At 64.1% G+C, this 20,931-nt stretch carries 18 protein-coding genes; 13 read left to right on the top strand and 5 right to left on the bottom strand.

All coding sequences use genetic code 11. From position 1 onward, the window contains the following. Nucleotides 1–24: 24 nt before the first annotated feature. Nucleotides 25–3,486, bottom strand: a complete 3,462-nt coding sequence (locus RBB39_RS07205; protein ID WP_306168979.1) for a DNA translocase FtsK — start codon at nt 3,484–3,486, stop codon at nt 25–27. 181 nt (nt 3,487–3,667) lie between these two features. Between RBB39_RS07205 and aat the strand changes: the two genes are divergently transcribed. From aat to infA, 3 genes are all read left to right on the top strand, one after another. Next, entirely contained in the window at nt 3,668–4,384 is a 717-nt protein-coding gene (gene aat, locus RBB39_RS07200; protein WP_306168977.1) for a leucyl/phenylalanyl-tRNA--protein transferase, read from the top strand. Nucleotides 4,385–4,482: 98 nt separating this feature from the next. Beyond that, on the top strand, nt 4,483–5,229 hold the full coding sequence (locus RBB39_RS07195; protein WP_045992908.1) for an arginyltransferase: 747 nt from the start codon (nt 4,483–4,485) through the stop codon (nt 5,227–5,229). 296 nt (nt 5,230–5,525) lie between these two features. Next, nucleotides 5,526–5,744 carry a translation initiation factor IF-1 gene (infA, locus tag RBB39_RS07190; RefSeq protein ID WP_013332816.1) on the top strand — a complete coding sequence of 73 codons (219 nt, stop codon included), beginning with the start codon at nt 5,526–5,528 and terminating at the stop codon, nt 5,742–5,744. Nucleotides 5,745–6,123: 379 nt separating this feature from the next. On the opposite strand, the gene clpA is transcribed toward infA, so the two are convergent. The 3 genes from clpA to icd form a co-directional block, all read right to left on the bottom strand. Then, nucleotides 6,124–8,400, bottom strand: a complete 2,277-nt coding sequence (gene clpA, locus RBB39_RS07185) for an ATP-dependent Clp protease ATP-binding subunit ClpA (protein ID WP_045992909.1) — start codon at nt 8,398–8,400, stop codon at nt 6,124–6,126. A 204-nt stretch (nt 8,401–8,604) separates the two neighbouring features. Then, nucleotides 8,605–8,991, bottom strand: coding sequence for an ATP-dependent Clp protease adapter ClpS (clpS, locus tag RBB39_RS07180; protein WP_083970414.1), 387 nt, complete (start codon nt 8,989–8,991; stop codon nt 8,605–8,607). Nucleotides 8,992–9,240: 249 nt separating this feature from the next. Next, the gene (icd, locus tag RBB39_RS07175; RefSeq protein WP_045992911.1) at nt 9,241–10,497 is read right to left on the bottom strand and encodes an NADP-dependent isocitrate dehydrogenase; all 1,257 of its coding nucleotides are present in this window, start codon (nt 10,495–10,497) and stop codon (nt 9,241–9,243) included. Between the two features lie 145 nt (nt 10,498–10,642). Between icd and RBB39_RS07170 the strand changes: the two genes are divergently transcribed. The 9 genes from RBB39_RS07170 to RBB39_RS07130 all read left to right on the top strand — a co-directional run bounded on the left by RBB39_RS07170 (nt 10,643) and on the right by RBB39_RS07130 (nt 19,676). Then, nucleotides 10,643–11,233: a pseudouridine synthase gene (locus tag RBB39_RS07170; RefSeq protein ID WP_108133262.1), complete on the top strand. Its 591-nt coding sequence runs from the start codon at nt 10,643–10,645 to the stop codon at nt 11,231–11,233. After that, entirely contained in the window at nt 11,230–11,679 is a 450-nt protein-coding gene (locus RBB39_RS07165) for an NUDIX domain-containing protein (RefSeq protein WP_045992993.1), read from the top strand. Before RBB39_RS07170 ends, RBB39_RS07165 begins: the two co-directional genes overlap by 4 nt. Nucleotides 11,680–11,747: 68 nt before the next feature. Beyond that, nucleotides 11,748–12,860, top strand: a complete 1,113-nt coding sequence (gene mnmA / locus RBB39_RS07160; protein WP_045992913.1) for a tRNA 2-thiouridine(34) synthase MnmA — start codon at nt 11,748–11,750, stop codon at nt 12,858–12,860. Further along, nucleotides 12,857–13,495 carry a high frequency lysogenization protein HflD gene (gene hflD / locus RBB39_RS07155; protein WP_045992914.1) on the top strand — a complete coding sequence of 213 codons (639 nt, stop codon included), beginning with the start codon at nt 12,857–12,859 and terminating at the stop codon, nt 13,493–13,495. The genes mnmA and hflD overlap by 4 nt, the downstream gene beginning before the upstream one ends. 40 nt (nt 13,496–13,535) lie before the next feature. Further along, a complete protein-coding gene (gene purB, locus RBB39_RS07150; RefSeq protein ID WP_306168976.1) occupies nt 13,536–14,909 on the top strand; it encodes an adenylosuccinate lyase in 1,374 nt (457 codons plus the stop codon). A 126-nt stretch (nt 14,910–15,035) separates the two neighbouring features. Beyond that, on the top strand, nt 15,036–16,223 hold the full coding sequence (locus RBB39_RS07145; protein WP_306168975.1) for a cupin domain-containing protein: 1,188 nt from the start codon (nt 15,036–15,038) through the stop codon (nt 16,221–16,223). Next, nucleotides 16,216–16,644, top strand: a complete 429-nt coding sequence (locus RBB39_RS07140; RefSeq protein WP_124804137.1) for a GNAT family N-acetyltransferase — start codon at nt 16,216–16,218, stop codon at nt 16,642–16,644. Before RBB39_RS07145 ends, RBB39_RS07140 begins: the two co-directional genes overlap by 8 nt. Before the next feature lie 460 nt (nt 16,645–17,104). Next, on the top strand, nt 17,105–18,700 hold the full coding sequence (locus RBB39_RS07135; RefSeq protein WP_124804139.1) for an isocitrate lyase: 1,596 nt from the start codon (nt 17,105–17,107) through the stop codon (nt 18,698–18,700). A gap of 505 nt (nt 18,701–19,205) precedes the next feature. Continuing rightward, nucleotides 19,206–19,676: a glycine zipper 2TM domain-containing protein gene (locus RBB39_RS07130; protein WP_045992919.1), complete on the top strand. Its 471-nt coding sequence runs from the start codon at nt 19,206–19,208 to the stop codon at nt 19,674–19,676. Between the two features lie 186 nt (nt 19,677–19,862). On the opposite strand, the gene RBB39_RS07125 is transcribed toward RBB39_RS07130, so the two are convergent. Then, complete coding sequence (locus RBB39_RS07125; RefSeq protein ID WP_045992920.1) at nt 19,863–20,138, bottom strand: hypothetical protein; 276 nt, start codon at nt 20,136–20,138, stop codon at nt 19,863–19,865. A gap of 220 nt (nt 20,139–20,358) precedes the next feature. Here RBB39_RS07125 and RBB39_RS07120 point away from each other — a divergent pair, with 220 nt between their 5' ends. Beyond that, the gene (locus RBB39_RS07120; protein ID WP_045992921.1) at nt 20,359–20,841 is read left to right on the top strand and encodes a peptidylprolyl isomerase; all 483 of its coding nucleotides are present in this window, start codon (nt 20,359–20,361) and stop codon (nt 20,839–20,841) included. The last annotated feature ends 90 nt before the right edge of the window (nt 20,842–20,931 follow it).

Genomic DNA, 20,931 nt, shown 5'->3' with positions numbered 1-20,931 from the left:
GGAGACAGTGTCGCGCCGATCGGGTTAGCCTGCGGTGGGCGGCGGTGCCAGCACCTCTCGCCCGCCGTTGCTGCCCATGGACGATACCACCCCGGCCATCTCCATGGCCTCGACCAGGCGTGCGGCACGGTTGTAGCCGATCTTGAAGCGCCGCTGGACCGCCGAGATCGAGGCCCGGCGCGTCTCGGTGACAAAGGCCACGGCCTCGTCATAGAGGGCGTCCTGCTCGGCGTCGCTGTCATCGCCGGTGCCTTCGGCCTCGAGCCCGGTCAGGGCATCGGCGGAAACACCACCGGAGAGGATCTCGTCGATGTACTCGGGCTCGCCGCGCCGCTTCCAGTCTTCCACCACTCGGTGCACCTCATCGTCATCGACGAAGGCGCCGTGCACGCGGGTCGGCTGACCGGAGCCCGCCGGCAAGTAGAGCATGTCACCATGGCCCAGCAGGTTCTCGGCGCCGCCCTGATCGAGGATGGTGCGGGAGTCGACCCGCGACGACACCTGGAAGGCCATGCGGGTGGGGATGTTGGCCTTGATCAGGCCGGTGACCACGTCCACCGAGGGACGCTGGGTCGCCAACACCAGATGGATACCGGCGGCGCGGGCCTTCTGCGCCAGTCGGGCGATCAGCTCCTCGACCTTCTTGCCGACGATCATGAACATGTCGGCAAATTCGTCGATCACCACCACGATGTAGGGCAGCTTTTCCAGCACCGGCGGGGTCTGGTGCATCTCCCAGGGCTGGGGCTCCCATAACGGATCGGCAACCTGGGCACCGGCCCGCTCGGCCTCATCGAGCTTGCTGTTGAAGCCGGCGATGTTGCGCACTCCCATGGCGGCCATCAGCTTGTAGCGACGCTCCATTTCGGCCACGCACCAGCGCAGGGCGTTGGCGGCCTCCTTCATGTCGGTGACCACCGGCGCCAGCAGGTGCGGGATACCGTCATAGACCGACAGCTCCAGCATCTTGGGGTCGACCATGATCAGCCGAAGCTCGTCGGGGGTCGCCTTGAGCAGCATCGAGATCAGCATGGCGTTAACCCCGACCGACTTGCCCGAGCCGGTGGTACCGGCGACCAGCACGTGGGGCATCTTGCCCAGGTTGGCCACCACCGCGGCGCCGCCGATGTCCTGACCCAGCGCCATGGTGAGACCGGAGGCCTCGTGCTGGTAACGGTCCGAGTCGATCACCTCACGCAGGCGGATCATCGCGCGATTGGGGTTGGGGATCTCGATACCCACGGTGGGACGCCCGGGTATCACCTCCACCACCCGTACGCTCTTGACCATCAGCGAACGCGCCAGGTCCTTGGCCAGGTTGCTGATCTTGGACACCTTCACCCCCGCTGCCGGCTTGATCTCGAAGCGGGTGATGACCGGGCCCGGCCAGGTATCGACGACCTCGGCCTTGACGCCGTATTCGCGCAGGCGCATCTCGAGCAACTCCGCCATGTCGGCCAGTTGCTGCTCGGTGTAGTTGGGCTGATGCGGCTCCGGCGGGGTCAATAGCCTGAGGCTTGGCAGCTCGCCGTCGGGTTCCGGCAGGTCATCGAAACCGGGACGCTGGCTTTGCAGGTGCTCTACCGTCCACAGCGTCGGGCCGTCGTTGTCGGCGGCCTCACGGGCTTGCTCGGCGGTAGCCACACGTCCTTCGCCCACGCTGTCGTGGCCTCCGGCAACATTCGCGCCCGCGGCGTCGTGACCTGGCTCAGCCCGGGGAGGCTCGGCCGGCGTGCCGGCGTCGCTGCGGGCCGCTTCCTGCTGCACGCGCTGACCAGCGTCCTCAGCAGAAGACGGACGGGGAGAAGAACTGGGGGCCTGACTCGAGACACTACGCGGCGCCTCATGGGTGGCCGCCAACAGACCGGCACCCGCCCCTGCAGCGATGGCGCCGCCAGCCAGGGCGCCACCATCATCAGGCAGCACCGGCTCGGGGATTTCCTCGACACGACGCTCCTCTCGACGAGGCTGCGTCTGGTGGCTCGACGGCTCCTCCCCGCGAGCGGGCTCTTCCCGACGCGGCTCCTGTGGAGCGCCAGTCGCCGGCGCGGACGGCGCAGCCTCGGGCGCCTGAGCAGAAGGCGCAGCCTCGGACTCCTGAGAAGAGCTAGGCGCGGCTGGCGCGGCTTCGGGCGCCTGCGGAGAGCGCGCCTGTTGAGAGCCCTGCGCGGCTGGCGCGGCTTCGGGCGCCTGAGAAGAGCTAGGCGCGGCTGGCGCGGCTTCGGGCGCCTGTGAAGAGCGCGCCCGTGGAGAGCGTGCCTGAGCAGTAGGCCCGGCTCCGGGGGCCTCTAAAGAGCTCGGCTCGCTTGCACGTTCAGGCGAAGGCACCGGCGCATCCCTCTCAGCACGCAGCGACATCGGCTCTTCTGCCCTTGCCGCCGAAGGTGCCTCTGCCGCAAAACTGCCGCCCAGGGTCGGCTCTCGCCGCTCTCTGGAAGCCGTGGGCTCCGGGGCCAGGGTAGGCTCTCGCCGACCACCCTCAGGTTCGGTGGGACGGGTGTCCCGCGGCGTTGTGGTGCCGTCCTGAACGCTACCTTGATGGCGGCGGCGAGGCGCGGCCTCGGCAAAGCGTTCGGTATAGGCAGCGCCAGGCTGCTTGGCCGACGGCGTGGATTCCGCCACGTCCCAGGGAATATCGGTGTTGCCGTCGTCGCCCATGGACGACCCCGCGGCCTCATCCAGGTCGGTCGGAGTCCCCTTGCCGCGCAGGCGCTGCCACAAGGAGGGCCGGGGCGTCGTATCGCTTTCCTCGCCATCTTCGCTGTCGATCGGCGATGACGCCTTGGCCCTGGGCTCAGGTTCACTGTGCTGGTCGGCGCTCTGCCCTGCGTCGTCCTCGTCTTTAGACGACGTGAAGCGGGACTTGAGCCAGCGTTCCAGCAACAGACAACGGTGGCCCGCCTCGTCCATGACATTGAGCCAGGACAGCCCGGTAAACAGCGGCATTCCGCCCAGGATAGCGACAACGGCGAGCAGACCTGTTCCGCCGACGCCCACCAGTGGCCGCAGGGCGCCGACCAGCCCGACCCCGAGGATGCCACCGGTGGAGTATGGCAACACGCTGTCGGGCTGATGGAAGTAGAGCGCCCCCAGGGTGGTGCACCCCAGCAGCAGCAGAATCAGCCCGCCGCAGCGCACGGCCAGGGCGGTCGCATCCCACTCGAACTCCACTCGACGGGAACGGATCAGATACCAGGCGGCAAACGCCAGCATGCCTGGCCACCACAGGGCGCTGATGCCAAACAACGAATACAGCACGTCGGCGAGCCAGGCCCCGATGGGGCCCATCCAGTTGGCCACCGCGGTCTCGGGGCCACTGCTCGACCAGCCGGGGTCCGCCGGCTCGAAGCTGAACAGTGCCAGCAGCAGGAATACACAGGCAGCCAGCAGTACGATGATCACACCTTCCCTGGCAGAGCCATGCAGACGCAACCCGACCTTGCGGGCGGTCTCCTTGGCGGCTGCCGCCGTCGCGCGCGACGACATGGACTTCTTGTTGGCACTCAAACGGCCTTCCCCTTGCGCCATAACGGCGTCTTCCATCCTTCTGACTGGCGGTCATGATACCGAGCCAGCCGGTGAGCGAATAGGCCCAGCATACCTTGAGCGAAGCGCGGGCTGGGGGCACACTGCCCCATCTTCCACCCGGTATTGCAAAGGGAGCCCCATGCTGCCCTGGCTCAACGAACATCCTGTGACCTTTCCTTCGGTCGATATTGCCCTCGACGACCCGGACGGCCTGCTGGCCGCTGGCGGCGGGCTATCTCCCGAATGGCTGATAGAGGCCTACCGCCGCGGAATCTTCCCCTGGTACAGCGACGACCAGCCGATTCTCTGGTGGAGCCCCGATCCGCGCATGGTGTTGCACCCCGAAGAGCTACGCGTGCGTCGAAGCCTCGCCAAACGACTGCGAAACGGGGGCTTTCGCGCCACCGCCGACCAGGCGTTCGACGCCGTCATCGATGCCTGTGCTGCACCGCGCAACGATGGTCATGCGTCAGGCACCTGGATCACCGATGAAATGCGTGACGCCTACTGCGACCTGCACCGGGAGGGGATCGCTCACTCGGTGGAAATCTGGCGTGACGACCGGCTGGTCGGCGGGCTCTATGGTGTCGCCCTGGGACCGGTGTTTTTCGGCGAATCGATGTTCAGCCGCGAGGCCGACGCCTCCAAGATCGCCCTGGTGCATCTGGCCCGCACCATGGCGGCCGGCGGCGGGCGTCTGATCGACTGCCAGATGCACACGCCCCACCTGGCCAGCCTCGGCGCTCGAGGTATCGCTCGATCAGCCTTCATCGGCTATCTTGAGAGGTGGCTGGATGATCTGGACAGAGACAGCCTGACGACGCCGGCATGGTCATTCACCGGCATCGGTGAATGACCTGGTATCAGAAGGCCATGTATGACGACCACCATTGACACGACCCATACCAACGCCTGATCCATCACTCGATGCCATCCGACAGGGAGACGGCAGCCTTGAGCAGCAATACACCGCGTCAACCCGTACGCGACCTGCGGTTCTTTCTTACTGTGCCGCACGCCTGCAGCTATCTGCCGGGCAAGGAAGCGACCACCCTGTTCCTGGATCCCAAGGAATCCCCGGGACAGGGCGTATATGACGCGCTTACGCTACTTGGCTTCCGTCGCAGCGGTCTGCATCTTTACCGCCCTCACTGTGAAGGCTGCCACGCCTGCATCTCCGTGCGAATCCCGGTAGCGGACTTTAGCCCCAATCGCACCCAGCGACGCCTGATGCGGCGCAATGCCGACCTGACCATCGAGGTGGTGCCGGCGCAGTTCGACTCCCGCCACTACGACCTCTACGCCCGCTATATCTGCACGCGCCACCATGACGGTGACATGTTCCCACCGAGTCACGAGCAGTACCGTACCTTCCTGAGCCTCGATCAGCCCTACGCGAGACTGCTGGAGATGCGCCTGGACGGAAAGCTGGTAGCGGTATCGGCCTTCGACGAGCTGCGCCACGGCTTGTCCGCCATCTACACCTTCTTCGACCCGGACCACAGCCTCGAGCGCCGTTCTCTTGGCACCCAGGCGGTGCTGGCGCTGATCCAGATGGCATCCCTGAAGGGACTTCCCCACGTCTATCTGGGCTACTGGATCGAGGAGTGCCGCAAGATGAGCTACAAGAGCAGCTTCTCGCCCCTCGAGCGCCTGGATGGCCGGCTCTGGCGACGCCTGGTACCGATCGACAGCGAGTAACTGCCCAACCAGATAGCTCAAGCACGTTCCCTGCTCTCTAGAGAGCGGCAGAATATCGCGCACTTTGAGGGGCTAGCCTGCTATCAATGACCATCTGCCTTTGCCCTCTGGCTCCGGGGATACTGGAAAGCGGCAGAATATCGTGAACTTTGCTTATCCTTGAGAGCTAACCTGCCATCTGCCTTTGCCATCTGGTTCTGCATCCGGCAGAATATCGCGCTATCCTGACCACAGTAACGGCAGTGACGCCTCAAGGTCAGGCATCTTTTCGATTTCACCAGCGAGGATTCGCCTATATGGCACGCGAAGACCATATCGAAATGGAAGGCGTGGTCGTCGACACCCTTCCCAACACCATGTTCCGGGTCGAACTGGAAAACGGCCACGTGGTGACCGCCCACATCTCGGGCAAGATGCGCAAGAACTACATCCGCATCCTGACCGGTGACAAGGTCAAGGTCGAGCTGACTCCCTACGACCTGTCCAAGGGTCGCATCGTCTACCGTTCCCGTTGAGAACGGCCGGCGTCAGCGCTTCAGCGCCGACGCTACTTGCCGGTAACGCGCCTTAGCGGCGCGCCCCACCCCACCGGCAAGCGCAGCCCCCTTTCGCAAGACAGCAAGACTCTGGTGCAGCACCAGCCCTGCTTTGCCTGACGCAGCAGGGCGGCACCGCCTCGTCCAAAAGCCGGGCAACGACCCGCTACCGGGGACTCGCACGGCTGTTGCCGTCCAGACCCTGCTGGATACAAACGACGACGCCCCGTCGTTGACGGGGCGTCGCGTAGTTCCACATCCTGACCAGTCGAAACAACCAACTTGCTGGTAGTCTCAGCAGGCAGGCCCAACAGGCAGGCTTCAGGCTTGGCCACACCCCAGTAGCCTGCCTCGACACTCAAGGCGCGTCGGCCATCTCCACGTCGGTGGACAGGTGAAGCTCTCCGTCCTCCAGACTGACGTGCACCAGACCACCGTGCTCGGCCAGATCGCCGAACAGGATCATCTCGGCCAGGGGCTTCTTCAGCTTTTCCTGGATCAGTCGCGCCATGGGGCGGGCGCCCATGTCCGGGTCGTAACCCATGGTCGCCAGCCAATCGCGCGCCTCGTCGTCCACCTCGAGCTGCACCCGTTTCTCGTCGAGCTGGGCCTGCAGTTCCACCAGGAACTTGTCGACCACATTGCGTACGACAGGCTTGGCCAGCGACGCGAACTGGATGATGCCATCCAGACGGTTGCGGAACTCCGGCGTGAAGGTCTTGCGAATCGCCTCCATGGCATCGGTGGAGTGGTCCTGGGTCTGGAAACCGATCGAGCGACGCGTCGCGATCTCGACCCCGGCGTTGGAGGTCATGATCAGAATGACGTGACGGAAATCCGCCTCGCGCCCGTTGTTGTCGGTCAGACGACCGTGGTCCATGACCTGCAGCAGCAGGTTGAAGACCTCGGGGTGCGCCTTCTCGATCTCGTCGAGCAGCAGCACGCAGTGGGGCTGCTTGGTGACCGCCTCGGTCAGCAGACCACCCTGGTCATAGCCGACATAGCCAGGAGGTGCGCCGATCAGCCGCGAAACCGTGTGCCGTTCCATGTACTCGGACATGTCGAAGCGCAGCAGTTCGACCCCCATGATATGGGCCAGCTGACGCGCCACCTCGGTCTTGCCGACGCCGGTGGGGCCGGCGAACAGGAAGCTGCCGACCGGCTTGTCCGGCGACTTGAGCCCGGCGCGGGACAGCTTGATCGCCGCCGCCAGGCTGTCGATGGCCTCATCCTGACCGAACACCAGCATCTTGAGATCGCGATCCAGGTTCTCGAGCAGCTTGCGATCGGAGCTGGATACGCTCTTCGGCGGAATCCGCGCGATGGAAGCGACCACCGCCTCGACCTGATCGACGTCGATGGTGTCCACGCGCATTTCCGGCGGCAACAGGCGCTGGTGGGCACCGGCCTCATCGATGACATCGATGGCCTTGTCCGGCAGGAAGCGGTCGTTGATGTAGCGATCCGCCAGCCGCGCGGCGCTGTCCAGCGCGGCGTCGGTGTACTTGAGCTGGTGGTGCTCCTCGAAGCGTGAACGCAGCCCCTTGAGGATCTTGATGGAGTCCTCGACCGAGGGGGCCATCACATCGACCTTCTGGAAACGACGTGCCAGGGCACGATCCTTCTCGAAGATACCGCGGAATTCCTGGAAGGTGGTGGAGCCGATACAGCGCAGCTCGCCGGAGGACAGCAGCGGCTTGAGCAGGTTCGATGCGTCCATCACTCCACCGGACGCCGCACCGGCGCCGATCACCGTATGGATCTCATCGATGAACAGGATGGCGTTGGGCAGCTTGCGCAGTTCCGCCAGCAGGCTCTTCAAGCGCTTCTCGAAGTCACCACGATACTTGGTACCCGCCAGCAGCGCGCCCATGTCCAGCGAGTACACCACGGCGTCGCCGATCACATCGGGCACGTCTTCCTCGACGATGCGCTTGGCCAGGCCCTCGGCGATGGCAGTCTTGCCGACGCCGGCCTCACCGACCAGCAAGGGGTTGTTCTTGCGCCGCCGTGCCAGAATCTGCACCACCCGCTCGAGCTCGTGATCACGCCCGATCAGGGGGTCGATCTTGCCCATGCGGGCCTGCTCGTTGAGGTTGGTGGCAAAACCGGTCAACGGATTGCCGCCGGCCTCGCTGCCGGCTTCCTCGGCGTCCTCGGCCTCGGGAGCCGCCGAAGACGGGCTCTGGCCGTGGCCGGTGACCTTGGAGATACCGTGGGCGATGTAGTTGACCGCATCGACCCGTGCCACGTTCTGCTGCTTGAGGAAGTAGACCGCCTGGCTCTCCTGCTCGGAGAAGATCGCAACCAGTACGTTGGCACCGGTCACTTCGCTCTTGCCAGAAGACTGCACGTGGAACACGGCCCGCTGAAGCACTCGCTGGAAGCCCAGCGTCGGCTGGGTCTCGCGCTCGGTCTGGTCTTCCGGAATCAGCGGGGTGGTGGAATTGATGAAATCCTGCAGGTCGGACCGCAGCTTGTCGAGATTGGCCCCACAGGCACGCAGCACATCTGATGCTGAAGCATTATCCAGAAGCGCCAGCAACAAGTGCTCCACGGTCATGAACTCATGGCGCTTGGAACGCGCCACGGTGAAGGCCGTGTTCAGGGTCAGTTCAAGTTCTTTGCTCAGCATGGCAGTCCCCTTCTCGCCGCATAGGGCTTGCATCGGATCTTTTGTGGTCCGGCACCATCAACATCGGGTACAAATGGCGCCGTTGCAAGTTCTTCGTCAACGCAGCAGCCGTCTCTCGTTAACGCGGGGCCGGCTTGTGCGGATCTGTGACCACTCGTCGCCGCCAGCGGCAGCACTGTCAGGGCGATCCGATATCGACCCGTCTCAGTCCGCTGCCTCGATATCGCTCAACAGCGGATGCTGGCACTCTCTCGCATACTCGTTGACCTGATGGCTCTTGGTCTCGGCGATGTCATGGGTAAAGACACCGCAGGTTGCCTTTCCGTGGCTGTGGACCGTCAGCATGATCTGCACGGCGGTCTCGCTGTCCAGATGGAAGAAGGTCTGCAGCACCTCCACCACAAACTCCATGGGGGTGAAGTCGTCGTTATGCAAGACAACCTTATACATGGGTGGCCTGGCCACCTCGGGGTCAGCCTCCTGGGTCGCCAGATCACCGTCATCCTGCTCGCCCGGCTCACTGGGCGGACGGGTCATTCCGGCGAAGGGGGCGCGGATCCAGACAGGATCCTCCTCTCTTGCGTTGAACATAGGCCTCACACTGTCAATCGGGTGCCTGCGCCCACCCGCGTCGAGCATTGGACGTCGGCGGCGCGGCAGGGTTCCGTTCCGTCTCCCATTATCGGAAATCCGACGGACGCTTTCACGCAAAAAACGTACAAAGCAAAAAGCCCCCGCCCGAGCGGGCGAGGGCCTTTTCAGAGCGCCGCGATGAACAGCCGGTACGGGCGATAGCGATCACCGGCACCAGACGCTGTCATCGGACGATCGGTACGTCGCTTACATGTTGTCGGCGACGGCCTGACCGAACTCGGAGCACTTGAACAGCGTGGCGTTTTCCATCAGGCGATGGAAGTCGTAGGTGACCTCGCCCTTGCTGATGGCCTTCTCCACGCCCTTGAGCACCAGATCGGCGGCCTCGACCCAACCCATGTGGCGCAGCATCATCTCGGCGGAGAGGATCAGCGAGCCCGGGTTGACCTTGTCCTGGCCGGCGTACTTCGGCGCGGTGCCGTGGGTCGCCTCGAACATGGCGGTGGTGTCGGAGATGTTGGCGCCCGGCGCGATGCCGATGCCGCCCACTTCCGCCGCCAGGGCGTCGGACAGGTAGTCACCGTTCAGGTTCAGGGTGGCGATGACGTCGTATTCGGCCGGACGCAGCAGGATCTGCTGCAGCATGGCGTCGGCGATGACGTCCTTGACCACGATGTCCTTGCCGGTCTTCGGGTTCTTGAAGGTCATCCAGGGGCCGCCATCGAGGAGTTCGGCGCCGAACTCTTCCTTGGCCAGCTCGTAGCCCCAATCCTTGAAGGAGCCTTCGGTGAACTTCATGATGTTGCCCTTGTGCACCAGGGTCAGCGACTCGCGGTCGTTGTCGATGGTGTACTGCAGGGCCTGACGGACCAGACGCTTGGTGCCTTCGATGGAGACCGGCTTGACGCCGATGCCACAGTTCTCGGGGAAGCGGATGTTGGTGACACCCATCTCTTCACGCAGGAACTTGATGACCTTGTCGGCTTCCGCGGTACCGGCCTTCCATTCGATGCCGGCGTAGATATCTTCGGAGTTCTCGCGAAAGATGACCATGTCGACGTCGGCAGGCTTCTTGACCGGGCTCGGCACGCCTTCGAACCAGCGCACCGGGCGCTGACAGACGTACAGGTCCAGCTTCTGGCGCAGCGCCACGTTCAGTGAACGGATGCCGCCACCGACCGGCGTGGTCAGCGGGCCCTTGATGGAAACGATGTAGTCCTTGACCGCTTCCAGGGTCTCTTCCGGCAGCCAGGTGTCCGCGTCATAGACGTGGGTGGCCTTCTCGCCGGCGTAGACTTCCATCCAGTGGATCTTGCGCTCGCCGTTGTAAGCCTTCTGCACAGCGGCGTCGATGGCGATCTTCATCGCCGGGGTCACGTCGACACCGATACCGTCACCCTCGATGAAGGGAATGATCGGATTATTCGGTACGTTCAGGCTGTTGTCGGCGTTGGCGGTGATCTTTTCGCCGCCCTCAGGGACGACAATTTTCTGGAAACCCATTGAGAACTCCCCTGTCAGGTCTATTCAGTGGAGCGCGGAGTATAGCATTACCCCCCGCGCCCGGAGTAGGCTTTGTCGACAATCTTTGGAAAAGGCCTAAACGGCCCGCCGCCACGCCTTCCGAGCCAGATCATCGAGCCCGCCCATGAGTCAACTTTATCTGCTGCACAAGCCCTATCGGGTGCTGTCCCAGTTCACCGATGACCAGGGACGCAATACCCTGGCCTCGCTGATCGACGTACCGGACATCTATCCGGCCGGCCGCCTCGACTACGATTCCGAAGGCCTGTTGTTGCTCAGTGACGATGGCGAGTTGATTCATCGTATCAGCCACCCGCGCCACAAGCAGCCGAAGACGTATCGAGTGCTCGTCGAGGGACAGCCGGACGATCGGGCCTTGAAGGCGCTCGCCGAAGGGGTCACTCTCAAGGATGGACCCACCCGGCCGGCCAAGGTCCGGCGACTGACGACCAGCGGGCTGCCCGAGCGCACGCCGCCCCTGGACCCGAAGCGCCATCCCGTTACCTGCTGGCTGGAGCTGACCATCAGCGAGGGGCGCAACCGCCAGGTGCGCAGGATGACCGCCCATGTGGGCCACCCGACGCTGAGGCTGGTACGCGTCGCCATCGGCCCCTGGCGGCTCGACGGCCTGGCCCCGGGACAATGGCAGCGCCAGACGCTGCACGCGCCAAAGCGCCCCCGGGGCTCAGCCCCTACAACAAGGAGACGCCGATAATGCGCTGGACCCCCTACGTGACCGTGGCCACGGTGGTCGAACGAGCCGGTCGTTTCCTGCTGGTGGAAGAAGACCGTGGCGGCCCCCATACCCTGTTCAACCAGCCCGCCGGCCACCTGGAACCCGGTGAGCGCATCCGCGACGGCGCCCTGCGCGAGGTCGCCGAAGAGACCGCCTGGCGGGTCGGCATCACCGACTACCTGGGCATGTACGTGTACGAGGCCCCGGACGGCAAGACCTTCCACAGCCACGCCTTCTTCGGCATGGCGCTGGCCCACCTGGGCACCGAACTGGACCGGGATATCATGGCCATCCATTGGCTGACCCTGGAGGACGTCGAGGCGCTGGAGCGCGAGGGCCGCCTGCGCAGCCCACTGGTGATCAAGCGCATCCGCGACGCCCTGGCCGGCAAGACCTTCCCGATGGAGGTGCTGCACGAACGCTGAGGCTTCGGTTGACGGGTGCAATTCGTGTATAATCACCGCCCATTTGCCCCACCACTCCGAGAGTCGTTATGTCAGCGTCCACCGGCAAAGTCATCGTCGGCATGTCCGGCGGCGTCGATTCCTCCGTTTCCGCCCTCCGCCTGATCCAACAGGGCTATCAGGTGGAAGGGCTGTTCATGAAGAACTGGGATGAGGACGACGGCACCGAATACTGCACCGCCATGGAAGACCTGGCGGACGCCGAAGCGGTGTGCAAGAAGCTCGACATCCCCCTGCACACGGCCAACTTTGCCGCCGAGTACTGGGACAATGTGTTCGAGCACTTCCTCGCCGAGTACAAGGCCGGACGCACACCGAATCCCGATATCCTTTGCAACCGCGAAATCAAGTTCAAGGTGTTCCTCGACTACGCGGAGATGCTCGGCGCCGAGATGATCGCCACCGGTCACTATGTTCGCCGCGGCGAGCGCGACGGCCGCCCGCGACTGCTCAAGGGACTCGACGGCAACAAGGACCAGAGCTACTTCCTGCACGCCGTGCCGGAAGCCGCCATCGCGCGCACCCTGTTCCCGGTGGGCGAGATCGAAAAGCCCGAGGTTCGCGCCATCGCCGAACAGCACGATCTGGTTACCGCAAAGAAGAAGGACTCCACCGGTATCTGCTTCATCGGCGAGCGCCGCTTCAGCGACTTTCTCAAGCAGTACCTGCCGGCCCAGCCGGGGACCATCGAGACACCGGACGGCGACGTCATCGGCGATCACATGGGCCTGATGTACTACACCCTGGGCCAGCGCCAGGGCCTCGGCATCGGCGGTCTCGCCAACTATTCGGAAGACCCCTGGTACGTGGCCGGCAAGGACCTCGAGCGCAACGTGCTGATCGCGGTTCAAGGCAAGCATCACCCTCTGTTGTACACCGACAGCCTGGCCACCGAGGCGATGGATTGGGTCGCCGGTGAGCCGCCTTGCGCCGAGGGGCGCTTCAGCGCCAAGACCCGCTATCGTCAGGACGACGTGCCATGCACGCTGACGACCCGGGCCGATGGCGGCGTCGCGGTACACTTCGACGACCCACAGCGGGCCGTGACACCGGGCCAATCGCTGGTCATCTACGACGGTGACGTCTGCCTCGGCGGCGGCGTCATCCGGTCCACCTGGAACGCCGAGGAGCGAGCGGCATGACCGATTCGGTACCTATCCACCGCGCCCCCGAGTCCCCGGCGGCTCGCCAGGCGATCGCCCTGGCCGGCGTATTTCAGGCCGCCCATCTGGTCGACGAGCTGGCGCGCACCGGCCAGGTCGACAGCCGCGCCTGGGACACCCAGATCACCGCCACCCTGGAAACCAACCCGCCAACCTTCGAATCCATCTATGGCGGGCATCCCAACAATCTGCGCCTGGGGCTCGAGACCCTGGAGGCAGTGCTCGGCCGACGCCAGGCCAACCCGGTGGTGATGCGCTACGGCTTCAGCCTGATGCTGCTGATGAACAAGCTGCGCACCCAGCCCGACATGATGGACGCGCTCGGCACCCACCTGACCCGCATCCAGGGCCAGGCCGAACACTTCGGCCCGACCCACGAGAACGTCGTGGCGAGCCTCGGCGAGGCCTACCAGCAGACGCTTTCCACCTTCAAGAACCGAATCGTGGTCCAGGGCGACCCTTCGCTGCTGCAAAGCCGGATGATGCCGGAGCGGGTCCGCGCCTGCCTGCTCTCCGGCATTCGCTTCGGCCTGCTGTGGCACCAGCAGGGCGGACGTCGCTGGAAGCTGATCTTCCAGCGGGGCAGCCTCAAGCGCGCCCTGGACACCCTCTGATCGCTCGATCTTCCTTTCCTACCCGTACCGGAAAACCGCCATGCAACTCTCCGCTCTCACCGCCCTCTCTCCCGTCGACGGTCGCTACGGCAGCAAGGCCGAATCACTGCGCGAACACTTCAGCGAATTTGGCCTGATCCGCGCCCGCGTCATCGTCGAGATCCGCTGGCTGGAGCGCCTGGCCGCGCACCCGCAGATCACCGAGGTGCCGGAACTGTCGGCCACCGCCACGGCCTTCCTGGATGGCCTGGTCAAGAACTTCAGCGAAGCCGACGCGGCGCGCATCAAGGACATCGAGCGCACCACCAACCACGACGTCAAGGCGGTCGAGTACTGGATCAAGGAAGCCATCGCCGACAATGCCGAGCTGCATGCCGTCACCGAGTTCGTGCACTTCGCCTGCACCAGCGAGGACATCAACAACCTGTCCTACGGCGTGATGCTGCGCGATGGCCTCGACAGCCTGCTGCCGACCATGCGCCAGGTGGCCGACGAGATCGCCCGTCTGGCCGAAGAGCACGCCGCCGTGCCGATGCTGTCGCGCACCCATGGCCAGACCGCCAGCCCCACCACCTTGGGCAAGGAAATGGCCAACGTGGCCTACCGTCTGCGCCGTCAGCTCAAGCAGATCGAAAGCGCCGAGGTACTGGGCAAGATCAACGGGGCCGTGGGCAACTACAACGCCCACCTGGCGACCTACCCGGACATCGACTGGGAGGCCAACGCCCGCACCTTCGTCGAAGGCCTGGGCCTGACCTTCAACCCCTATACCACCCAGATCGAACCCCACGACTATATCGCCGAGCTGTTCGACGCGGTCTGTCGCTTCAACACCATCATGATCGACTTCGATCGTGACGTCTGGGGCTACATCTCGCTGGGATACTTCAAGCAGCGCACCGTGGCCGGAGAGATCGGCTCCTCGACCATGCCGCACAAGGTCAACCCGATCGACTTCGAGAACTCCGAGGGTAATCTGGGCCTGGCCAATGCCATCCTCGCCCACCTGGCCCAGAAGCTGCCGATCTCCCGTTGGCAGCGTGACCTGACCGACTCCACCGTGCTGCGCAACCTGGGCGTCGGTCTGGCCTACGGCCTGATCGCCTACCAGGCCTCGCTGAAAGGCATCGGCAAGCTCGAGGCCAACCCCCAGCGTCTGGCCGAGGACCTGGACGCCAGCTGGGAAGTGCTGGCCGAGCCGATCCAGACGGTGATGCGTCGCTACGGCATCGAGAAGCCCTACGAAAAGTTGAAGGAGCTGACCCGCGGCAAGCGCATCGACCAGGCCGGTTTCGCCGCCTTCATCGATGGCCTGGAACTGCCCGACGAGGTCAAGGCAGAGCTCAAGCAGCTGACCCCCGGCAACTACATCGGCAATGCCGTCGAGCAGGCTCGCGCCCTGCCGCAGCACTGAGCCGGAGCCGCTGACAGAACCCCGCTTCACCCCGCCAATCGGTGGGGTGAGGCGTTTCTGGAGCCCTCTCTTCGGGGCCGGGGCCGATACCTAGCCCGCTACTCCCAATCACCATCAGGATTCCTCATGTCAACTGATACCCCCCTCACCCTGCTGGGCGGCCTGACATCGGCAGAGTTCCTGCGCGATGTCTGGCAACAGCAACCGCTGCTGATCCGTGGCGCCTTCCCCGACTTCGACAACCCGCTGACGCCAGACGAACTGGCCGGGCTCGCCTGCGAGGACAACATCGAGGCACGCCTGGTCGAGGAACAGGGCCCCGACGGACCCTGGCAGGTCAGCCACGGCCCCTTCGACGAGGCCACCTTCGCCCGCCTGCCGGAGCGCGACTGGACCCTGCTGGTACAGGCGGTGGATCACTATGTGCCGGAGGTCGCCGCCCTGCTGGAGGACTTCACCTTCCTGCCGCGCTGGCGCCTGGATGACATCATGGTCAGCTACGCGCCTCCGGGGGGCAGTGTCGGCCCGCACCTGGACCAGTACGATGTCTTCCTGCTCCAGGGCAGCGGTCAGCGCCGCTGGCAGCTTGGCGGCAAGGTGGCCGATGACGCACCCATCGTGCGCGGCATCGACCTGCGTATCCTCGAGACCTTCGAGGTCAACGCCGAACAGGACTGGGTGCTGGAGCCCGGCGACATGCTCTACCTGCCCCCCGGCTGGGCGCACCATGGGGTCAGTCAGAGCGATGACTGCATGACCTACTCGGTGGGCTTTCGCGCCCCCTCGGCGGACGAGGCGATCACCTCCTTCGCCGACTACCTGGGTGAGCAGCAACCCCCCTCTCGCCGCTACGGCGATGCCGGAATGACCCCGGCCGAGGACCCGGGCGAACTCGATCAGGCGGCGCTGTCACGCATGCGCCAGCTGATCCTCGATACCCTGGACGATCCGGCCCAGATGGCCCAGTGGTTCGGCCGGGTGATGACCCAGCCCAAGTACGTGGACCAGCTCGAGCCCAGCGAGACACCGACAGCGCCAGACGAGCTTGTTGCTGCACTACAGGAAGGCGAGGTGCTGGTGGCCGCGCCGGGCTCTCGCTTCGCCTGGCACGCCCTGGCGGACGACCGGGCCACCCTGTTTGCCGACGGCGACGGCATCGACTGCGATCTGGCGCTGGCCCGCGAGATCGCCAACCGCGGCGAGTTCGACGCCTCGCTGCTCGACTACCCCGGCGCCGCCGAGGTGCTGACACGGCTGTTCGACGCCGGCAGCCTTGGCTGGCCGGTTGACGACATGGAGGACGACGATGCCTGAGGTGGTGATCGAACAGGGAAGCTGGGAACAATTGGGCGAAGCGGCCGGTGACATTCGCTATCGCGTCTTCGTCATCGAACAACAGGTGCCGATCGAGGAAGAGTGGGATGGCCTCGACCCCGACTGCCTGCATTTCCTGGCGCGCCAGGACGAGCGTGTACTGGGTACGGCGAGACTGCTGCCCGATGGCCATATCGGTCGCGTCGCGGTGCTTGCCGAAGCCCGGGGACTCGGCGTCGGCGTGGCGCTGATGCGCGCCACCATCGAGGCTGCGCGACAGCGTGGTCACTCGAGCGTCGAGCTCGCCGCCCAGACCCATGCGCTCGGTTTCTACGAAGCCCTGGGCTTCCGCGCCGAGGGAGATATCTTCCTCGACGCCGGCATTCCGCATCGCAATATGACCCTCTCCCTGAACGACTGACCTCTCCGTCAACTCCTCCGTTCAGGAAACTCGACTACAGGAATGTGCCTCTGCGGCGCTTTCCTGTAGTCGGACTACAACGCCTTGTCCCCCCAAGTACCAATGGCGAACCCCCGCCACTGTGGGCCATAGTCACTACCATGGCGCAGCGGACAGACCTCGATGGCGAGTCAGATCGCTCACTTTGTAGTCGACCTCTACCGTTCCGCCAAGATTCGACCAAGGCCGTAAAGACTTCTCGGCCAAGGTGCAGGAACCTGACTACACTTCGCAGGTGCAGCATGGCATGGCGAGCAGTCGATCCTCTTGCAATGACGCCAACCGCAAGAGCCTGCAAGCCACTGGAGCCAAAGGCCGGTCGAAAGCGACCGCCCCGACACCGCCCCTCACCATGGATGCCAGGCAAGTCGTATCAGAACGTCGAACCAAACAGTCGATTCAACATCAGGACGGCCCGATCATGACCTTTCGTGAAGAACTGAAGACCCTGACCCAGCTTCGTGAAGCCCAGCGCGGCAAGTGGGACAACATCGATCCGGAAAGCGCCGCCCGCATGCGCGTGCAGAACCGTTTCCGCACTGGTCTCGACATCGCTCGCTACACCGCCGCCATCATGCGCGAGGACATGGCCGCCTACGACGCCGACACCGCCAACTACACCCAGTCACTGGGCTGCTGGCACGGCTTCATCGGTCAGCAGAAGCTGATTTCCATCAAGAAGCACTTTGGCAACACAAAGCGCCGCTACCTCTACCTGTCCGGCTGGATGGTCGCCGCCCTGCGCAGCGAGTTCGGTCCGCTGCCCGACCAGTCCATGCACGAGAAGACCAGCGTGGCATCGCTGATCGAAGAGCTCTACACCTTCCTGCGCCAGGCCGACACCTGGGAGCTCAACCACCTGTTCCGTGCCCGAGAAGAAGCCAAGGAAGCCGGTGACAGCGCCAAGGTCGACGATCTGACCAACCAGATCGACAACCACGAAACGCACATCGTGCCGATCATCGCCGACATCGACGCCGGTTTCGGCAACGCCGAGGCCACCTACCTGCTGGCCAAGAAGATGATCGAGGCCGGTGCCTGCTGTATCCAGCTCGAGAACCAGGTGTCCGACGAGAAGCAGTGCGGCCACCAGGACGGCAAGGTCACCGTGCCCCACGAGGACTTCATCGCCAAGATCAACGCCGTACGCTACGCCTTCCTTGAACTGGGCGTGGATGATGGGGTGATCGTGGCCCGTACCGATTCCCTGGGTGCCGGCCTGACCCAGAAGATCGCGGTCACCAACGAGCCAGGCGACCTGGGCGATCAGTACAACAGCTTCCTCGACGGTGAAGAGATTTCCTCGGCCTCCGATATCGACAACGGCGACGTGGTGATCAAGCAGAACGGCAAGCTGGTCAAGGTCAAGCGTCTCGCCTCCGGCCTCTATCAGTTCAAGCCTGGCACCGGCGAAGACCGGGTGGTGCTGGACTGCATCACCAGCCTGCAGAACGGTGCCGATCTTTTGTGGATCGAGACCGAAAAGCCCCACGTCGGCCAGATCGCCGGCATGGTCAACCGCATCCGCGAGGCGGTGCCCAACGCCAAGCTGGTCTACAACAACTCGCCGTCGTTCAACTGGACGCTGAACTTCCGCCAGCAGGTGTTCGACGCCTGGGAAGCCGAAGGCAAGGACGTCTCCGCCTACGAGCGTGCCGACCTGATGAATGCACGCTACGACGACACTGAGCTTGGCCAACTGGCCGACGAGTGGACGCGCAACTTCCAGCGTGACGCCGCCCGCGAGGCAGGTATCTTCCACCACCTGATCACCCTGCCGACCTACCACACGGCCGCCCTGTCTACCGACAACTTGGCCAAGGGCTACTTCGGCGACGAGGGCATGCTGGCCTACGTGGCGGGTGTGCAGCGCCGCGAGATCCGCGAGGGTATCGCCACCGTTCGCCACCAGGACATGGCCGGCTCCAATATCGGTGACGACCACAAGGAGTTCTTCCACGGCGACGCGGCACTCAAGGCCGGCGGCAAGGACAACACCATGAACCAGTTCGGCTAAGGATCGCGGGCCAGCGGCACCCAGTCACTGAGCCCAGACACTGAGCCCTGTGACTGTAAGCAAGGGAGGCCGTCGGCCTCCCTTTTTGCTGTCCGTGATCTTGCTCTGCCAAGCCAGCCTTTCCTTCTTCCCTGGCAACCGCCTACTCTCGAACTAACACGTCTGGCTCCAGCGAGGCCGACAACTGCAGCCATGCGACCCCCTCCGATGCCCATTGGCCTGGCAGGTCCGGTTCGGCATATGATGAATGTCAGGAAAGCGCTGTCGGCGCGACTTAGTGGCAGTCGCGGGGCGACAAGGGAGACAGGCGGACGGCTACCATGAGACGGACGAGACCCGATCATCGTTGGACCCGGGGAACCATCGCCCTGTCAAAGCCTCCAAACAGGCGTTACACTATTTTCGAACAGCGTTTGCGAACTTTGGTGCGGTACTACCAAAAGCAAATGTGACCCGAACCGATGCGTTCAGAATTCGGCGCAGAAGACATTCAAGGAGAATCGCCATGAAAACATCCATCCTTCCTGTCCTGGCGCTGAGCGTCGTGGTGCTTGGCGGCTGCACCGCCACCAACCAGTACTCGGGTAACGTCTATTCTGGCAACCAGGCACAGACCGCCCAGAACGTGCAGTTCGGCACCATCACCGCCCTGCGTCGCGTCCAGATCCAGGGTGAAAGCTCCGCCGGCGGCATCCTCGGCACCGGTGGTGGCGCGGTGATCGGTGGCCTGCTCGGCAACCAGGTCGGCGGCGGCTCCGGTCGCACCATCGCCACCGCCGCAGGTGCCATCGGTGGCGCCGTGGCCGGCAACCAGATCGAGAAAGGCGTCAACCGCACCGACGCCTGGGAGATGGAGATTCGCAAGGACAGCGGCCAGACCGTGGTCGTCGTGCAGAAGGCAGACCAGGCCTTCCAGGTGGGGCAGCGTGTTCGCCTGATCGGCAGCGGTTCACGTCAGAGTGTTGCCCCCTACTGAGGGCTTGACGAAAGCGCTCGAGAAAGGGGCTTGTCCTTGTAAGCGACAACAGCGCTTCGCTCCCCCGCAAACATCTCTGCGTTACATACTCTCTGCGTTATATACAAAGGGCCCTGAGGCGTATCCGCCTCAGGGCCCTTTCGGTGATCACCTGGAGAAGGCCAGGTGATTCACGTCGTCACCGAACTAGTGGACCTTGCCCATCACCCAGCAGCCCAGCTTGCAGCCCACCAGGGCGATGATGCCGATCACCAGCAGTGTCATCAGCATATCGATGGGGAAGACGATGAAGGTGGCCCCCAGCACGGCAAGGGCGGGGCACCAGATCCACTGGTCATCGTCACTGCGCAGTACCGCCGGCAGCAGGCTGCCCAGGGCACAGCTCAGGCCCTTGTCCCAGGCCTTGATCATCACCGCCAGCAGTACCGCAAAGGCCAGCACCCAGATCACAAATAGCGTCATGTTCAGCTCCGCAAGAAAAGCGTGAAAGGCAGAATCGAAAAATCTCACAAGAGGGTATCCCCACCACCGATACTGCGCAACAACCCGAAGGTGGCAGAGGGCGCGCGTGAATACCGTTCAGGATATGACCACACAAGGTGAAAAATGTCCCACGCCCCTGACAGCCCCAGCACCCACGCGTTACCATGCGTCCTCACACGCACTCACCAAAGGTTCATCAATGCAAATTGCGCAAAATTCCGTTGTCGCGTTCCACTACACCCTGACCAATGATGCAGGTGAAGTGCTGGACAGCTCGGAAGGCCGCGAGCCGCTGACCTACCTCCACGGCGCCGGCAACATCATTCCGGGTCTGGAAAAGGAACTCGAAGGCAAGGCCGCCGGCGACAAGGTCAACGCCAAGGTTGCCCCCGCCGAAGGTTACGGCGAAGTACAGGAGCAGCTGGTCCAGGAAGTGCCGCGTGACGCCTTCCAGGGTGTCGAGAGCATCGAGCCGGGCATGCAGTTCCAGGCGCAGACCCAGGGCGGTCCGCTGATGGTCACCGTGACCCAGGTCGAAGGCGACACCGTCACCGTCGACGGCAACCACCCGCTGGCCGGCCAGAACCTGAACTTCGACGTCGAGATCGCCGAAGTCCGTGAAGCCAGCCAGGAAGAAATCGAGCACGGCCACGTGCACGGCGAAGGCGGCCACGAGCACTGATCAGCGCTACGCTCGTCGGAAGCACCACGAGCATGCATGATCAAGTGCCGGCATGGTCAAAAGAAAGGGCAGCCCAGGCTGCCCTTTCGC

Source organism: Halomonas sp. MMSF_3323 (assembly GCF_030733595.1).
Classification (GTDB): Bacteria; Pseudomonadota; Gammaproteobacteria; order Pseudomonadales; family Halomonadaceae; genus Halomonas; species Halomonas litopenaei.
This window is presented reverse-complemented; position numbering and strand designations above follow the sequence as displayed.

Bases quoted from the DNA above. Each gene is read 5' to 3' on its own strand.
- RBB39_RS07205 (WP_306168979.1), bottom strand. From the start codon at position 3,486: ATGTCGTCGCGCGCGACGGCGGCAGCCGCCAAGGAGACCGCCCGCAAG.
- aat (WP_306168977.1), top strand. From the start codon at position 3,668: ATGCTGCCCTGGCTCAACGAACATCCTGTGACCTTTCCTTCGGTCGAT.
- infA (WP_013332816.1), top strand. From the start codon at position 5,526: ATGGCACGCGAAGACCATATCGAAATGGAAGGCGTGGTCGTCGACACC.
- clpA (WP_045992909.1), bottom strand. From the start codon at position 8,400: ATGCTGAGCAAAGAACTTGAACTGACCCTGAACACGGCCTTCACCGTG.
- clpS (WP_083970414.1), bottom strand. From the start codon at position 8,991: ATGTTCAACGCAAGAGAGGAGGATCCTGTCTGGATCCGCGCCCCCTTC.
- icd (WP_045992911.1), bottom strand. From the start codon at position 10,497: ATGGGTTTCCAGAAAATTGTCGTCCCTGAGGGCGGCGAAAAGATCACC.
- RBB39_RS07170 (WP_108133262.1), top strand. From the start codon at position 10,643: ATGAGTCAACTTTATCTGCTGCACAAGCCCTATCGGGTGCTGTCCCAG.
- mnmA (WP_045992913.1), top strand. From the start codon at position 11,748: ATGTCAGCGTCCACCGGCAAAGTCATCGTCGGCATGTCCGGCGGCGTC.
- hflD (WP_045992914.1), top strand. From the start codon at position 12,857: ATGACCGATTCGGTACCTATCCACCGCGCCCCCGAGTCCCCGGCGGCT.
- purB (WP_306168976.1), top strand. From the start codon at position 13,536: ATGCAACTCTCCGCTCTCACCGCCCTCTCTCCCGTCGACGGTCGCTAC.
- RBB39_RS07145 (WP_306168975.1), top strand. From the start codon at position 15,036: ATGTCAACTGATACCCCCCTCACCCTGCTGGGCGGCCTGACATCGGCA.
- RBB39_RS07140 (WP_124804137.1), top strand. From the start codon at position 16,216: ATGCCTGAGGTGGTGATCGAACAGGGAAGCTGGGAACAATTGGGCGAA.
- RBB39_RS07135 (WP_124804139.1), top strand. From the start codon at position 17,105: ATGACCTTTCGTGAAGAACTGAAGACCCTGACCCAGCTTCGTGAAGCC.
- RBB39_RS07130 (WP_045992919.1), top strand. From the start codon at position 19,206: ATGAAAACATCCATCCTTCCTGTCCTGGCGCTGAGCGTCGTGGTGCTT.
- RBB39_RS07125 (WP_045992920.1), bottom strand. From the start codon at position 20,138: ATGACGCTATTTGTGATCTGGGTGCTGGCCTTTGCGGTACTGCTGGCG.
- RBB39_RS07120 (WP_045992921.1), top strand. From the start codon at position 20,359: ATGCAAATTGCGCAAAATTCCGTTGTCGCGTTCCACTACACCCTGACC.